1 pseudogene is annotated in these 635 nt (G+C 56.9%); it reads left to right on the forward strand.

From position 1 onward, the window contains the following. Positions 1-635 (forward strand): annotated as a pseudogene (locus GTO89_RS16875) (DDE-type integrase/transposase/recombinase); the annotation flags it as partial.

Consider the following 635-nt stretch of genomic DNA (forward strand, 5'->3'; position numbering starts at 1 on the left):
TTGCGCCGGTTTTTGAGCAAACTGCGACGAAAGCATGGCCTGCCGAAACCGAACCATCAGGAACGCCAATACCAGGCCGTCGTGGATCCACCCATGGGCCAACAAGTCCAAGTCGACTTCGGCTTCGCCTGGGCCACCACAGAGAGCAGTCGGAAAATCCGTGTCTACGGCTTTGGCGCCATCCTGTCCCATTCTCGCTACCGATACCTGGAATGGCGAGCGACGCCCTTTACCACCGCCAGCCTGTGCGAAACCTTCGAGCGCTGCTGGGCCTACTTCGGCGGCATACCAAAAGAAGTGGTAATGGACCAGGACAAGCTCATGGTCGTCAGCGAAAACAACGGCGATATACTTTTGACGGAAACCTTCGAGGTGTACCGGCAAGCCGTTGGATTCGGCGTCCACCTCTGCCGGAAAAGCGACCCGGAAAGCAAGGGCCGGATCGAAGCGTTCATCAAGTACGGGAAGTACAATTTCATCCCCCATCGCACGTTCAGAGACATCGATCATGTCAACGAAGAATGCCTGGCTTGGCTGGAACGCACCGCCAACGCCAACATCCACGGCATAACAAAAAAAGTACCCGCCGAAGTGTACGCGATGGAGCGCGAGCACTTGCGGCCGGTACCCAAGAA

It is taken from the genome of Heliomicrobium gestii, from assembly GCF_009877435.1.
In the GTDB taxonomy this organism is placed as follows: Bacteria; Bacillota; Desulfitobacteriia; order Heliobacteriales; family Heliobacteriaceae; genus Heliomicrobium; species Heliomicrobium gestii.